The sequence below is a fragment of the Leptospira mayottensis 200901116 genome (assembly GCF_000306675.2).
Lineage (GTDB): Bacteria > Spirochaetota > Leptospiria > Leptospirales > Leptospiraceae > Leptospira > Leptospira mayottensis.
The window spans coordinates 1325001-1340000 of the sequence record NZ_CP024871.1; the positions used below are offsets into that span (position 1 = coordinate 1325001).

The 15000-nt window shown below is 42.3% G+C and carries 11 protein-coding genes and 1 pseudogene (2 of these 12 running past the window's edge); 6 read left to right on the forward strand and 6 right to left on the reverse strand.

The features are described from left to right. The 5 genes from LEP1GSC190_RS05875 to LEP1GSC190_RS05895 form a co-directional block, all read left to right on the forward strand. On the forward strand, positions 1-649 hold the final stretch of the coding sequence (locus LEP1GSC190_RS05875; protein WP_002760612.1) for a penicillin-binding protein 1A. Its footprint begins 1790 nt before the window's first position; only the last 649 of its 2439 coding nucleotides appear in the window; the start codon falls outside the window, past its left edge; its stop codon occupies positions 647-649. Between the two features lie 102 nt (positions 650-751). Further along, positions 752-1975, forward strand: coding sequence for a 2-oxoglutarate dehydrogenase complex dihydrolipoyllysine-residue succinyltransferase (gene odhB / locus LEP1GSC190_RS05880; protein WP_004280514.1), 1224 nt, complete (start codon positions 752-754; stop codon positions 1973-1975). Positions 1976-1988: 13 nt separating this feature from the next. Next, entirely contained in the window at positions 1989-3392 is a 1404-nt protein-coding gene (gene lpdA, locus LEP1GSC190_RS05885; RefSeq protein ID WP_004280057.1) for a dihydrolipoyl dehydrogenase, read from the forward strand. Positions 3393-3415: 23 nt separating this feature from the next. Continuing rightward, positions 3416-6172: a 2-oxoglutarate dehydrogenase E1 component gene (locus LEP1GSC190_RS05890; RefSeq protein WP_002760672.1), complete on the forward strand. Its 2757-nt coding sequence runs from the start codon at positions 3416-3418 to the stop codon at positions 6170-6172. 268 nt (positions 6173-6440) lie between these two features. After that, a complete protein-coding gene (locus LEP1GSC190_RS05895) occupies positions 6441-7013 on the forward strand; it encodes a DUF4349 domain-containing protein (RefSeq protein WP_036034978.1) in 573 nt (190 codons plus the stop codon). Positions 7014-7320: 307 nt separating this feature from the next. Here LEP1GSC190_RS05895 and LEP1GSC190_RS05905 read toward each other — a convergent pair. The 4 genes and pseudogenes from LEP1GSC190_RS05905 to carA form a co-directional block, all read right to left on the reverse strand. Then, positions 7321-8173, reverse strand: a pseudogene (locus LEP1GSC190_RS05905) (tetratricopeptide repeat protein); the annotation flags it as partial. 1 nt (position 8174) lies between these two features. Next, entirely contained in the window at positions 8175-8303 is a 129-nt protein-coding gene (locus LEP1GSC190_RS20995) for a hypothetical protein (RefSeq protein WP_002760770.1), read from the reverse strand. Positions 8304-8671: 368 nt separating this feature from the next. Continuing rightward, a complete protein-coding gene (locus tag LEP1GSC190_RS05910; RefSeq protein ID WP_002760691.1) occupies positions 8672-8860 on the reverse strand; it encodes a hypothetical protein in 189 nt (62 codons plus the stop codon). 3 nt (positions 8861-8863) lie between these two features. Continuing rightward, positions 8864-9955 carry a glutamine-hydrolyzing carbamoyl-phosphate synthase small subunit gene (carA, locus tag LEP1GSC190_RS05915; RefSeq protein ID WP_036048006.1) on the reverse strand — a complete coding sequence of 364 codons (1092 nt, stop codon included), beginning with the start codon at positions 9953-9955 and terminating at the stop codon, positions 8864-8866. A gap of 317 nt (positions 9956-10272) precedes the next feature. On the opposite strand from carA, the gene thrS reads away from it, so the two are divergent. Continuing rightward, positions 10273-12192 (forward strand): threonine--tRNA ligase, encoded by a 1920-nt coding sequence (gene thrS / locus LEP1GSC190_RS05920; RefSeq protein WP_002760609.1) that lies wholly within the window; start codon positions 10273-10275, stop codon positions 12190-12192. A 127-nt stretch (positions 12193-12319) separates the two neighbouring features. On the opposite strand, the gene LEP1GSC190_RS05925 is transcribed toward thrS, so the two are convergent. Then, complete coding sequence (locus LEP1GSC190_RS05925; protein WP_002760697.1) at positions 12320-12622, reverse strand: leucine-rich repeat domain-containing protein; 303 nt, start codon at positions 12620-12622, stop codon at positions 12320-12322. 190 nt (positions 12623-12812) lie between these two features. Continuing rightward, positions 12813-15000, reverse strand: the 3' portion of a protein-coding gene (locus LEP1GSC190_RS05930) for a leucine-rich repeat domain-containing protein (RefSeq protein WP_117344674.1). It continues 173 nt past the right edge of the window; the window shows 2188 of its 2361 coding nt (coding positions 174-2361); its start codon lies beyond the right edge, outside the window; it ends in the stop codon at positions 12813-12815.

Sequence of the window (15000 nt, forward strand, 5' to 3'; positions counted from 1 at the left end):
AACCAAGGTTCAGGAAGAACTGCAGAGACAGGCTAAAGACGGAAGTATCCAAGTGATCTCCGAAGGAACCGCTTACATTCTGAAAAAAATGCTAACCAATGTGGCGATGGCTGGAACCGCTGCGATGGGGTTAAGAGATCCAGAGAAAGGAAATTACAGAGGAATCGCCGCTGGAAAAACCGGCTCGACTTCTTCTTTTACCAACGCATGGTACTGTGGATTCGATCCGAATTATACGACTGTTATTTGGTTGGGATTCGATAAAAGTTCGATTTCTTTGGGAAGAGGACAAGCAGCTTCTGTGCTTGCGGTTCCGATTTGGGGAAGAATGTACAATCGTTTCTACGGAGGTCAGAATTATCCAACCTTCGGCGAAGACATTATACCCGAAGAGGTACAAGGCGGAGGCACTTGTGCTTACAATGGACTTTCTCCAAAACCGGGAGTATGTCCCGTAACTCAGAATCTGACACTCAAACCGATCACCGTAGCCGGAGTGACCAAGGCGGTGATGGGGAATCGCCAGTGTGATGGGGAAAGGGATCATCACAAGTCTGTGGATTTTAGAGAATTCTTACAAAAAGAATATCAGATTAGCGATGAGGAATTGGGTAAAATGGATCGAAAGTTCAAACCTAGGACGGAATAATTGTGTTTTAGAGAATTTCGTTTACAGAATTTTTTCATTTAGAAGGATTGAAACCGAGACTTACGCTTTTTTGCATCTTAAGCCTCTCGAAAGGAATCATTCATGTCTGTAGAAATTAAGGTCCCCGAAATGGGGGAATCCATCACGGAAGCTACGATTGCGAATTGGGTTAAGAAAGAAGGAGACGCGGTAAAACAAGATGAGATTTTGTTAGAACTGGAAACCGATAAGGCCACTATGGAAGTTCCGGCGCCTTCTTCCGGTGTTCTTCAGAAAATTCATAAGAAGGTCGGAGATACAGTGAAAGTGAAGGAGATCATCGGCCTAATCGACTCCACAGTTTCCGCACCTTCCTCTTCTTCTCCTGCAATCACAACACAAACGAATCAAACCTCAGGAAATGATAGACTCAACGAAACTCTTCCACCTGCGGTTCGTAAATTGATCGACGACAACGGTTTGAATGCTTCTGCGATTTCCGGTTCCGGTAAGAACGGACAAATCACAAAAGAAGACGTATTAAAGGCGATCGAATCCAAAACTTCCGCTCCTGCACCCGCCGCCGCAAAGCCAGTAACATCTCCCGAAATTCCGAAGGCGGTTCCGACCGCAAGAAGAACGGATCTTCCGAGAGAAAATGCGGTTCCGATGACTCGTTTACGCAAAGTGATTGCGGAGAGACTCGTATCGGCGCAACACAATGCCGCCATCTTAACCACATTCAACGAAGTGGATATGAGTGCCGTAATGGAACTTAGAAATCGTTATAAGGATCGCTTTAAAGAGGCGCATAACGTAGGTCTCGGATTTATGAGTTTCTTTACGAAAGCTGCCATCCACGCACTCAAAATGATTCCCGCGATCAACGCGGAAATTCGGGGAAACGACATCGTATATAAGAACTTTTATGATGTTGGGGTGGCTGTCGGAGGACCTAAAGGACTTGTGGTTCCGATCGTAAGAGACGCAGATCTTTTGAGCTTTGCAGGAGTGGAGCAAGAGATCGTAAGACTTGCCAACCGAGTTAAGGATGGAAAAATCGAACTTTCGGAGATGGAGGGTGGAACGTTTACGATTTCCAACGGGGGAATCTACGGTTCCATGATGTCCACTCCGATCTTAAACCCTCCTCAGAGTGGAATTTTAGGACTTCATAATATAGTAAAGCGTGCAGTGGTGGTAAACGATCAAATCGTGATCCGTCCGATGATGTATCTCGCACTTTCCTACGACCACAGAATCGTAGACGGAAAAGAAGCGGTTACATTCCTCGTAAAGGTCAAAGAAGCGATCGAAGATCCGGCCCGACTTTTACTCGAACTTTAATGGAAGAGGAAGCATGTCAGCAGAATTTGACGTAGTCGTGATCGGTGCAGGACCGGGGGGCTACGTTTGCGCCATCCGGGCCGCTCAACTCGGTTTTAAAACCGCAATCATTGAAAAAAGAAAAACTCTCGGAGGCACCTGTCTCAATGTGGGTTGTATTCCCTCCAAAGCACTTCTGGACTCATCCGAAGAATACCACAAAGCCTTACACAAGCTTGACGTTCACGGGATCACCGTCGGAAAAGTTGAAGTCGATCTCGGCAAACTCATGAACCGAAAGGATCAGATCGTAAAGGAAGTCACCGACGGAGTCGACTTTCTGATCGGCAAAAATAAGATCAAACGTTACGAGGGTTTCGGAAAGGTCTTATCTGCGGGTAAAGTGGAAGTCGCATCGAGCGGCGGAAACAAAGAAGTAATCAACGCAAAACATATCGTAGTCGCAACCGGATCGGTTCCGATCGACATTCCCGGTTTGGCCGTGGATGGAAAAAACATAATCACTTCCGATCACGCGATCGAACTCCGTAAACTTCCTAAAAAGATGATCATCATCGGCGCAGGTGTGATCGGACTTGAACTCGGATCGGTTTGGGCAAGGCTTGGGACCGCGGTTACTGTCGTGGAATTTTTACCCGGACTCATTTCCAACGTGGATCGTCAGATGGGCGCACTTTTAGAACGTTCTCTTACCGGCCAAGGAATGGAGTTCTTATTTGAACACAAGGTCAAGGGCGCGACTACGACAAAGAGCGGAGTCAAGGTTCAAATTGAGAATTCTAAGGGGCAGTCCAAAGAACTAGAAGCGGACGTGGTTCTTGTTGCCGTTGGGAGAAGGCCTTTTCTAGAAGGAGTGGGCTTGGAGGAAACGGGAGTCGTATTAACATCTCGTAAACGAATCCAAGTGGATGGACATTTTCAAACATCCGTTCCGGGAATTTATGCAATCGGGGATGCCATTGACGGACCGATGCTTGCGCACAAAGCGGAAGAAGAAGGAGTGGCTCTGGCCGAACTTCTAGCGGGACAATCCGGACATGTCAATTACAATGCGGTTCCTTACGTCATATATACTTGGCCAGAAATGGCTTGGGTGGGAAAAGGCGAGGAAGAATTGAAAGCGGTTGGAATCGAATATAAAACCGGAAAATCGCTCTTTCGACCAAACGCGCGCGCAAAAGCGATGAACGAAGCCGAAGGGCAAGTCAAAATATTAGCAGATAAAAAAACGGATAAACTTTTAGGGGCTTTTATATTCGGGCCAAGGGCTTCGGATATGGTCGCCGAGCTTGCGGTTGCGATGGAATTTGGGGCTTCCGCGGAAGATATAGCGAGGAGTTTCCATGCGCATCCGACTTTGGCGGAAGTGATCAAAGAAGCGGCAATGGCGGTGGATAAGTGGGCGATTCACGCGTGAATCGCATTAGGTAGGTTTCAACAATGAAGATCGAAAAACTCATGGCGCTTTATGGAGAGAACGGCGTTCTCCTCGAAGAACTTTATAATCAATACAAACTCAATCCCGAAACAGTGGATAAGGAATGGAAATCCTTCTTTCAAGAAGTGGATACCAACGGTCTTGCAAACGGAAGCGGATATACGAACGGAAAGTCCGCAGTGGCGACTTCTTTTACGGATGCCCAGGCTGGTTCTATCCGAGAGATGGGGATCATCAACCTTCTCAACGCATACAGAAGACAAGGACATCTTGCGGCGAAACTCGATCCTCTCGGAATTCAAAAACCGAACCGTACATTCATCGATTCCAAACTGCATAGTATTTCTCCCGCAGATCTGGAAACGGTCGTGGACAGCGATACTCTCGGAAGAGTAAAACTTGCCGAGATTGTGGATCTTTATGAGAAAGTTTACTGCAATACTATCGGAGCGGAACACTTCTACTTAGTCGACGACGTGGAAAGAGAATGGCTTCAAAAAAGGATGGAGTCTCCGGAATTCTTAGCTCCTTTACCTAAGAGCATTAAACTCAGATTATTCGAAAAATTATTCCAAGCGGACTACTTCGAAACCTTTCTTGCGAAAAAATACGTAGGCAAAAAAAGATTTTCTCTCGAAGGTGGAGAATCCTTTATTCCTCTTCTTGATACGATCGTGGAGGAAGCAGGTTATCATAAGATGGACGGACTTGTGATTGGAATGGCACACAGAGGACGACTGAATGTTCTCGTGAACATCATCGAAAAACCCGCGTCACTCATCTTTGCTGAGTTCGAGGAAAAGACGGACAGGGATAACCTAAGTTATGCGGACGTTAAGTATCACCTCGGATATTCCAACAGCAGAATGACGACCGCGGGAAAAGAAGTGAAACTTTCCCTCATGTTCAATCCGAGTCACTTGGAATGTGTGGGTCCTGTCGTAACAGGATCTGTTCGCGCTCGTCAGGAACTTATCGGAGATAAGGATCGCGCGAAATACATGCCGATTTTGATCCACGGGGACGCGGCGTTTGCGGGTCAGGGTGTGGTAGCGGAAACTCTCAATCTGATGAATCTCGAAGGTTATACTACGGGCGGAACCTTTCACATCGTGGTCAACAACCAAATCGGATTCACCACTCTTCCGGACGAATCCAGATCCACGTTGTATGCAACTGATCTTGCAAAAGGATTTCAAATCCCAATCATTCACGTAAACGGAGACGATCCGGAAGCGGTTTATCGAGTTGTTAAACTCGGGATGGAATACCGTCAAAAATTCAAAAAGGATTTTATCATCGATTTAGTTTGTTACAGAAGACTCGGTCACAATGAAACCGACGAGCCTGCTTTTACGCAGCCTAAAATGTATGCTACGATTAAAAATCATCCTCCTACGGTGAAACTCTACGAGGAAAGACTCGTGGAAGAAGGCGATATCCAACAGGAAGACATCGACTTTATCAAAAACGGGTCGATGCACGGGTTGGAAGATTCTTTCCAAAGAGCCAAAGAGCAAGACGTTAAAATACGTGTCGATACCATGCAGGGTGTTTGGTCGAAGTTTTCCAAGATGTCTTTGGATTCGGAACCCGCGACAAAACTTCTCAAAGAACAGATGCATGGGATCGTTCTGGCGTTGACTAGCGTTCCTCAAGGTTTTACTCCAAATTCGAAACTAGTAAAACTTCTCCAAAATAGAAAGGAAATGGCGGAAGGAAAAATTCCCGTAGATTGGGGATTTGCAGAAGCGCTTTCGTTTGGATCGATCTTGGAAAGCGGGTTTAGAATCCGTCTTTCCGGTCAGGATTCTCAGAGAGGAACGTTCTCTCACCGTCACGCGGTTTTAGTAGACACGAATACGAACGAGAAATATATTCCTCTCAATCATATCTCGCCGAAGCAGGCTAAGGCGGAAATCATCAATTCTTCCCTTTCCGAATTTTCGGTTTTGGGTTTTGAATACGGATACTCTCTTTCGGATCCGAACGCACTCGTGATATGGGAAGCTCAGTTCGGAGACTTTGCAAACAGTGCTCAGGTGATTTTTGATCAGTTCATTTCCAGCTCGGAAGTGAAGTGGCAGCGACTTTCCGGACTTACAATGCTTCTTCCTCACGGATACGAAGGCCAGGGACCGGAACATTCTTCCGCTAGGCTTGAAAGATTTTTACAACTCTGTGCTCTCAACAATATGCAGGTTTGCAATCTTACGACGGCGGCTCAGTATTTTCATCTTTTAAGAAGACAGATGCTTAGAAATTATCGTAAGCCTCTCGTAATCGTAACCCCGAAAAGTTTGCTCCGTTTTCCTGCTTCTCTTTCTCCTGTGGAGGACATTCTTCAAGGCGCGTTTAGAGAGATTCTTGTGGACGATAGTGGTTCCAAATCTGACAAAATCGAGAAGGTGATCTTCTCCGCAGGTAAAGTATATTATGATTTGATGAAATACCGCGATGAGAATAAGGTCAAGAATGTGGCACTCGTTCGTGTGGAACAGATTTATCCGTTCCCTGAGAAAGAAATTGAAAATGTTCTCAAAACCTTCAAAAGCGCAAAACAGTTCGTTTGGTGTCAGGAGGAGCCAAAGAACCAAGGAGCGTGGTTCTTTGTTCGGGAAAGAATCGAAGATATGATTCCCGCAAACATAAGACTTACGTATGCAGGAAGACACGAGTCTCCGAGCCCTGCTGCGGGTCATATGAAGCTGCACTTACAGGAACAGGATCAACTTGTTCTGGAGGCGTTTCAAGCGTAAGAATTCGATCGGATGCAAATCACAGTCGTTCCCGATTTTTGTTAAACGAAGAATCGGGAACGAAGACATAAAAACCCGAGGATAAATTCTCGGGCTTTTTTTATTCTTTTGAAAATCCGATAAGAGAAATACAATACGTCTCTAAAATCGACGACGAATGAGGATCGTTTTGACCGGATTCGAAAAATACGATTCGTTCGAATCTTTCCGAAACAAAACTTTGAAAGCGCGATTGACGAAACTTAAAATTTTCTTATCCTATCTAACAATGCCGATAATATTCATTCGTTCAATTTTTGTTCTTATCCTGTTTTGCAGCGGTTCGCTCGCGGCAAGTCCGTCGTCAAACACGGATCATTCGAATGTTGAAAGAAGACTTTACGCTCATTCTTTGAATATCAAGGTAGAATCCGAAAAGGTCAGAACTTCCCGGGAAAGAATCCAGGATCTCATACACAACTATAAGGGTTTTATTTCCAAAAGTACGAATTCAAACTTAAAGTTTAAAATTCCTTTTGCGAGTCAGGATCATTTTTTGATCGAACTTAGAAATCTCGAATTGGTCGATAAGGTTGACGAAACGATCAAAGACGTAACCGATCCCTACGAGGAATATACGAAAAGACTGGAAATCGATAACGAGTTCCTTCTTAAATATAAGAAATTATTCGAAGAGGATAAACTCCCCAAACGGGATCGAAGACATCTTCTTGTAAAACAACACAGGGTTTCCTTGGATATTCAGAAATTGGAAAAGAAGAAAAAGGATCTGGTCGTAAAAACGAAATTTTCCGATTTTACGGTTTCTTTCGTTCCTGTAAAACATCATTCGGAACATTAAAAAAACCGAATGGATCTGCGAACCGATTGCGTTCAAGGACTTAACAATAGAGATTGAAACAGAATTTCTTTCGGAGTTTCTCACAAAAACCCGCAACAAAAGATATAAGAACTTTGTCCCAAAACCTCAGAATGTAGGAACTCCAACGTATGTTTAATAACAATAGAGTCTATTCGAAAGCTAATCAATGGTCAAAGAGACGTAATCTGTGGGAACTCCTTCATTTTGTGAAAAATTTAGGACGATATTTCTACCGAAGTTTTGGGACAAATTCTAAATAAGTTCGTTTTTTTGGACGCGGACTTTCTTAATTCGATTTTTTTGAATTACTCTGCGTCGACTGGAAAATCGTCTCCACGATCGGCGATCGGTCTCCCATGCTCTTCGCTTTTTTGGCGTATTTTACGGCCTGTCTTTGATCTCCCATTTTCCAGTAGATTTCGGCGAGATTGGCAGTATACATGGATTCTTGCGGACATATATCTTCCGCTTTTCGAAACGCGGAGATCGATTCTTCCAATTTTCCGATTTCGTCTAATGCGCATCCGATGAGATTATGGAGTCTTCCTCTTCCGGCGAGATCTCCTTTGGCTGCCGTTTGCAGATTTGTTTCGGCGCGTTTTATTCCCTCTTCCGGTGATCCGGTTTTTAACCAGTATAATCTCGCGTCTAAGAATAAGGCTTCCGCGTCCTCCGCATAATCGGAGAATACGGAGCAAAGCAATTCTTCCGTTTTCGTATATTCTTTTTTCTTTAAGTGTTCCCAGCCTTTCGTCAGTCGATAGACAACGTCTTTATGCCGGATTGTGTGAACTTCCTCTTCGGAATAAACTCCGGGTGGAGCGACGAGAATGATTTCGCCGATTTTTTCCAAGAGCATGGAAATCGATTTCATTGCATGGCGGTTTTGGTTGAGTTTTGCCGCGAGTTCTTCGTTTGCAACCGTAAGGGCCCATCTTTTGGCGGTTTCGAGAGAACGTACCCGTATATTTTTGAATTTTAGATATTTCGAATATGAATTTCCATTGATCGGGAACATAAATCAAAAACGCGGAGAGAAGGCTTGCGCCACCCGTGTATTCCGGTTGTCTCTGATCCTTGTCCAAAAGATTTCTAAAGACTTGAAGTCCCGTTGACGCGGAGGCCCATACGCAGATTTCCTCATTCCTCGGAATTTTTGATGAGGCCGATTGAATTCGTATAATATTGTCCTCTTTCCTCCGTTTTAAACGGACCGATCTTTACGGAGCTATGATGAACTTCCTCGACGGAAGCAAGGATGCCGTTCATTATTTTCCCGTTCCCATAATAGGTAATTCATGCCAGATCGATTTTGAATTTCATTCATACTAAGCGAAAGTATATTCGATGTAGAGAAATTTTCTATTCGACTTATAAGTTACGATTTGGATTTTTTGATTTCAAAAAACGCATGCGGCCAAAAGGAGATTGCATGGTAAAGAACACAAAGTGAAGGCTTTGTAGTAGTTCCTACGGTTTTTCTGTGAAACTCTCTCTATGGATCGCGTTTCAGGTCGCTCGATAGGCGATGGAAAAATTGAGCCAATTTTCTCTATTAGAAAATCATAATTTTCTCAAGAAGATTTTTTTTCCACAAAGCTTGTCGAAACTCCGACAAGCTCGATGTTTTTTGTTGCTTAAAGTAATCCGGTCTTTCTTGCGATTGCGTAAAAGTTTACGCCGTAACCGATACCGAGGAAATTTTTAGGAGGAAAGAGATCGTCGGTTTCCGGATTCCAAAGGTCTTTGACGAGGGCTTCTATGGAAAAATCTTTTCCAATTGGAAGGCCGAGAATTCTATCCGGAAGTTGTGGAAAATTTGCCATCGACTATTTACCTCTTTTAGTGGTTTCAACAAGATTGTAAAATTTCTTAAATAAATATCTTGAGTCGTTCGGACCGGGAGCGCTTTCCGGATGGTACTGAACGGTCAGAAGAGGATAACCCGATTTCAAAATTCCTTCGACGGTATCGTCGTTCAGATTTACAAACGAAACCGGTTCGTCCGATTTTTGATCGTCGATCACCGCAAAACCGTGATTCTGCGAAGTGATTTCCACCTGACCGGTCAATAAATTCTTAACCGGTTGGTTTCCACCTCTATGACCGAATTTCATCTTCTCCGTTTTTTTCCCTAAGGAAAGACCGATGATCTGATGACCGAGACAGATTCCAAAAAGTGGATATCCATTTTCCATAATCTTCCGAGTTGCGTTGATCGCGTAGTCGAGCGGAGCCGGATCGCCGGGACCATTGGAAAGGAAGAATGCGTCCGTTCCTTCTTTCATAATTTCTTCGGCCGGAGTTAGAGCGGGATAAACGGTAACCGCAAATCCGCTTGCGTCCAATAAACGAAGAATGTTTGTTTTTACTCCGTAATCGTACACTGCGAGTTTGAATTTTTTACCAGTATGGGTTCCGAAAATATATTTCGTGGATGTAGTAACGACCTTTGCAAGATCGGCGCCCGTGATTCCCGGAAAGGATTTTACTTTCTCCAAAAATTTAGGAGAGTATTCTTGAGCCACGAAAATTCCACCGTTCGGGGAACCGTTTGTTCGAATGTAACGAGTCAGTTTTCTTGTGTCGATACCTTGGATGGCGGGAATTTTATATTCCTTCAAAAACTGGGAAAGGGTTTTCTCGGACATAAAGTTGGATGGCCGGTCGACGTATTCTTTTACGATCAGACCACTCGCTTGGATCTTGGAAGATTCCATGTTGTCCGGATGAATTCCATAATTCCCAATCATCGGATAGGTGAGAGTTATAATCTGGTTGCAATAAGAAGGATCCGTTAGGATTTCTTGATAACCCGCCATGGAAGTATTGAAAACAACTTCTCCGACAGATTCGTTTTCATAGCCGAAGGATTCTCCTTCTAAGATCATGCCGTTGTCGAGAACCAAGAATGCTTTCATCTTCTGCAAAGATGATAAGATGGTGACTAGAGTCAACACTAAACGAAGGGTAAAAAGCGGACAAAAAGAGGAATGGGTGTGATTTGAGTCGTCGCAGGTTTTTCTCTGGCCAATACAAATCGATTGAAAAATCCGTTCGATTTTTGCGAATGGAAAGGGAAAACCAATTTCACTCCTGAAATAGAATCCGAATTTGATGAGTCGTTTTCGAGAATCGACCGATCTTTGGTTTTGCGATCAATCGGTGCAATGCTTTAGAGTGCATAACCGAATTCGTTCTAACAGGAAAAAATAGAATCTTAGGATAAGTCGTGAATATGTATCAGCTGACACTGCCGGACAAATCAGTAAAAAAAGTTGCATTAGGCTCCACTTATCGAGACTTCATCGAAAAAGAATTACCCTTTTTGAAAAACAAGGCTCTCGCCGTACGTCTGAACGACACTGAAATTATAGACTTGTCCCGAACGGTAGAGGCCGATGCAAGCATAGAAGTATTGACATACTCCGAAAAGAGCGGTTGGGAAACCTTTCAACATTCCGCGGCGCATTTACTCGGAATGGCGGTTCAGAATTTATATAAAAATGCAAATCTCACGGTGGGTCCAGTGATCGAAAACGGCCCCGGATTTTTTTATTACGACATTGATTTCGGAGGAACCGTAATTACACCGGAAGACTTTCCTAAAATCGAAGCAGAGATGGAAAAGATCGTAAAAGCGGACTGCACGGTTTGGAGAAAGGTCGTATCAAAAAAAGAAGCGATTGAAACGTTTCAAAAACTTGGAGAAAAATATAAGATCGAAATCATAGACGGAATTCCGGGTGAGGAAGTTTCCATTTATGGAATGGGAGAATGGTTTGATCTTTGCCGCGGACCTCACGTTCCGAATTCCGGAGTATTAAAATCTTTTAAACTAACCGCGATCTCGGGCGCGTATTGGAAAGCAGATAAAAACAACGCGATGCTCACTCGTATCTACGGAATCGCGTTCCCTACCAAAAAAGAATTGGATCAGTATCTTTTTCAGATCGAAGAAGCGAAGAAAAGAGATCACAGAAAGATCGGGAAGGAAATGGATTTGTTTTCCTTTCAAAAGGAAGGCCCCGGGTTTCCTTTCTGGCATCCGAAGGGAACGATTCTCTGGAACTCTCTCGCCGATTATCTTAGAGCGGAATGTAACAAACGAGGATATCAGGAAATCAAAACTCCAGCGGTTCTTTCGGCCGAGCTTTGGAAAAAATCCGGTCACTGGGATAACTTTCACGAAAACATGTATTTTACGGATATAGACGAAGAAGACTACGCACTCAAACCGATGAATTGTCCGGGATGTTCCCTGATCTACAAACATCATTTGCATTCTTACCGTGAACTTCCTTTACGTTTTGCGGAGTTTGGAAGTGTTCATCGTCATGAGTTGCATGGAGTTCTTCATGGACTTTTCCGAGTCAGAGCGTTTACACAAGATGATTCCCATATCTACGCGCCTTTGGATCATCTGGAACCCGAGGTGATGGACATCATCGACTTTACGTTTACCGTATATAAGAAATTTGGATTTTCCGAATTCAAAACGTTCATCGCGACCCGTCCCGAAAAATCACAAGGGCGAGATGAAGACTGGGAGTTTGCAACAAATACCTTAAAACAATCTCTTGAGAAAAAAGGGATTCCTTACGGAATCAAAGAAGGAGAAGGGGCGTTCTACGGACCGAAGATAGAATTCAATATTAAGGATTCGATCGGAAGACTTTGGCAATGTGGAACGATTCAGGTGGATTTTTCTATGCCCGAGCGTTTCGATCTGGATTATACGGACAACAATGGTCAGAAAAAAAGACCGGTTATGATTCACCGAGCGATCTACGGATCCTTGGAGCGATTTATCGGAATTCTAATCGAACACTACGAAGGAAAATTCCCTCTCTGGATTTCACCGAACCAGATAAGGATTTTGACGATTACCGAAAAGGTGACCGAATATGCAAAAGACGTTTATCGCGAGTTAGTCGATGCCGGTTTCCGCGTCGAAATGGATACTCGAAACGAAAAAATCGGAGCTAAGATCCGGGATTCTATTTTAAAAAAGGCGAATTATCTTTTGATATTGGGTGAAAAAGAAATGGAGTCCGGAACTCTTGCAGTGAGGATGAGAGGCCAGGAAGATACAAAAACTCTGACCCGAGTCGGATTCATTTCCAATCTCCAAGACGAAATCAAAGCGGCAGGTTAGGCGAGTTGATCTTTTGATACGTTTCTACGAAACGAATCCGGACATTAAAAAGAGAAGTGGATGAATTTGTAAGGTAACGTTCTCATAGATTTTGAAACTGCAAAATTCAAGGTTCCGTTTTAGAGTATCAGTTTGAATTCCACAATTTGTATAATTGTTTTTGAATTTTTTCCTCATCTTTTAAATCGATAAGGTTATTGGATATATTTAGGATTTTTAGTTTTTGCAATTGTCCGATTTCTATGGGAAGAGCTTCGAGTTTGTTTGAGCTTAAATCTAAAACAAAAACCTTTGAAGGATTTGCGAGCGCTTTCCTTAAATCGGTGTAAGTTCCAACCTCCTCTGCAACAACGGGAGAGAAAAAACAAAAAGACGCAAGTAGTACGATGCCGATTTTTCGTGCATAAGAAAGTTTTGAATCAATATTCATGTTTAAATTTTTCCGGTTTGAATTGTATATTAAGTTTATATGATAAATAAAAAGGTTCCGTTTTAGAGTTTTTCCAATTCGGTCGCTTGGAATATTTTACCTCAAAGACTACTTCTAATCGAAAGAAATAAGGTTCACATCTCGACCTTCAATTTTTGATTTTTTCTTTCTTTAAACATGAAACTGTTGTTCAGTAGATGCATAACTCTCCCAGCTTTCCGATCTCTATGGGAAGAGATTCGAGTTGCTTGTTATCTAAACACAGTGTTTGTAAACTTTTAAGCTTTCCGATATCTTTGGGAAGAGTTTTGAGTGGGTTGTTACCCAAATCCAATCCTTGTAAATTCTGAAGCTTTCCGATCTCTTTGGGAAGAGCTTGGAGTTGGTTGCCAGATAAATACAATTTTCGTAAATTTACGAGCTTTTCGATCTCTTTGGGAAGAGCTTGGAGTTGGTTGTGGGACAAATATAATATTTTTAAATTTCGAAGCTTTCCGATCTCTTTGGGAAGAGCTTGGAGTTGGTTGTGAGACAAATTCAATTCTTGTAAATTCTGAAGCTTTCCAATCTCTTTGGGAAGAGTTTCGAGTTTGTTGTACCGCAAATTCAATTCTTGTAAATTCTGAAGCTTTCCAATCTCTTTGGGAAGAGTTTTAAGTTGGTTGTTACGCAAATCCAATTCTCGTAAATTCTTAAGCTTTCCGATATCTTTGGGAAGAGTTTTGAGTTGGTTGTACTGTAAATTTAATTTTTGTAAATTCTTAAGCTTTCCAATCTCTTTGGGAAGAGTTTTGAGTTGGTTGTACTGTAAATTTAATTTTTGTAAATTCTTAAGCTTTCCAATTTCTTTGGGAAGAGCTTCGAGTTTGTTGTACCGCAAATTCAATTCTTGTAAATTCTGAAGCTTTCCAATTTCTTTGGGAAGAGCTTCGAGTTGGTTGTACCGTAAATCCAATATTTGTAAATTCTGAAGTTGTCCGATTTCTTTGGGAAGAGCTTCGAGTTTGTTGTGAGACAAATCCAATATTTGTAAATTCTGAAGCTTTCCAATTTCTTCCGGAAGAGTTTCGAGTTGGTTGTTATACAAATGCAATTCTCGTAAATTCTGAAGTTGTCCAATTTCTTTGGGAAGAGCTTGGAGTTGGTTGTGAGACAAATCCAATTTTGGTAAATTCTGAAGTTGTCCGATTTCTTTGGGAAGAGCTTCGAGTTTGTTGTGAGACAAATCCAATTCTGGTAAATTCTGAAGCTTTCCAATTTCTTCCGGAAGAGTTTTGAGTGGGTTGTACTGTAAATTTAATGTTCGTAAATTCTTAAGATTTCCAATTTCTTCCGGAAGAGCTTCGAGTTTGTTGGTAGACAAATTCAATGTTCGTAAATTCTTAAGCTTTCCAATCTCTTTGGGAAGAGCTTTGAGTTTGTTGTTATACAAATGCAATTCTCGTAAATTCTGAAGTTGTCCGATTTCTTCCGGAAGAGTTTCGAGTTGGTTGTACCGTAAATCCAATATTTGTAAATTCTGAAGTTGTCCGATTTCTTCCGGAAGAGTTTCGAGTTGGTTGTGAGACAAATCTAATTTTGGTAAATTCCGAAGCTTTCCAATTTCTTTGGGAAGAGCTTCGAGTTTGTTGCGAGACAAATCCAGTATTTGTAAATTCTTAAGATTACCGATATCTTCCGGAAGAGCTTCGAGTTTGTTGTCAGACAAATACAATTCTTGTAAATTCTGAAGCTTTCCGATTTCTTCCGGAAGAGTTTTGAGTTTGTTGCGAGACAAATCCAGTATTTGTAAATTCTTAAGATTACCGATATCTTCCGGAAGAGCTTCGAGTTTGTTGTCAGACAAATACAATTCTTGTAAATTCTGAAGCTTTCCGATTTCTTCCGGAAGAGTTTTGAGTTGGTTGTTATACAAATGCAATGTTCGTAAATTCTTAAGATTACCGATATCTTCCGGAAGAGCTTCGAGTTTGTTGTCAGACAAATACAATTCTTGTAAATTCTGAAGCTTTCCGATTTCTTCCGGAAGAGTTTTGAGTTGGTTGTTATACAAATGCAATGTTCGTAAATTCTTAAGATTACCGATATCTTCCGGAAGAGCTTCGAGTTTGTTGTCAGACAAATACAATTCTTGTAAATTCTGAAGCTTTCCGATATCTTCCGGAAGAGTTTTGAGTTGGTTGTTATACAAATGCAATGTTCGTAAATTCTTAAGTTGTCCAATCTCTTTGGGAAGAGATTGGAGTTTGTTGTTATACAAATTCAATTCTCGTAAATTCTGAAGTTGTCCGATATCTTCCGGAAGAGCTTGGAGTTGGTTGTGAGACAAATCCAATTCTTGTAAATTCTTAAGCTTTCCGATCTCTTTGGGAAGAGTT